This window comes from Acidovorax sp. GW821-FHT10A04 (assembly GCF_059415825.1).
Genome location: NZ_JBWKNZ010000039.1, coordinates 1 through 629, shown reverse-complemented (window position 1 = coordinate 629; position 629 = coordinate 1). Strand labels below are relative to the sequence as shown.

At 64.4% G+C, this 629-nt stretch carries 1 protein-coding gene; it reads left to right on the top strand.

Translation table 11 applies throughout. From position 1 onward, the window contains the following. Positions 1-629, top strand: a 629-nt coding sequence (locus tag AC07PF_RS33100; RefSeq protein ID WP_494614753.1) for an electron transfer flavoprotein subunit beta/FixA family protein, incomplete at both ends; no start/stop codon positions are given.

Here is a 629-nt window from a genome sequence, read left to right as displayed (position 1 = left end):
GGTGTGGACATCGCCAACGTGAAGATGAGCATGAACCCCTTTGACGAAATCGCCGTCGAAGAGGCCGTGCGCCTGAAAGAAAAAGGCCTGGTGACCGAAGTCATCGCCGTCTCCTGCGGCGTGGCCCAGTGCCAGGAAACCCTGCGCACCGCCATGGCCATCGGCGCCGACCGCGCCATCCTGGTGGAAACCGACGCCGAACTGCAGCCCCTGGCCGTGGCCAAGATCCTGAAGGCTTTGGTCGACAAGGAACAACCGGGTCTCGTCATCCTGGGCAAGCAGGCCATCGACGACGACGCCAACCAGACCGGCCAGATGCTCGCCGCCCTGGCCGACCTGCCCCAGGCAACGTTTGCCAGCAAGGTGGAACTCACCGCCGACAAGGTCAGCGTGACCCGCGAAGTCGACGGCGGCCTGGAAACCCTGTCCCTGACCCTGCCCGCGGTGATCACCACCGACCTGCGCCTGAACGAGCCGCGCTACGTCACCTTGCCCAACATCATGAAGGCCAAGAAGAAGCAGCTCGATACCCTCAAACCCGAAGACCTGGGTGTGGACGTCGCTCCGCGCCTCAAAACCCTCAAGGTCACGGAACCCGCCAAGCGCGGTGCCGGCGTCAAGGTGGCCGA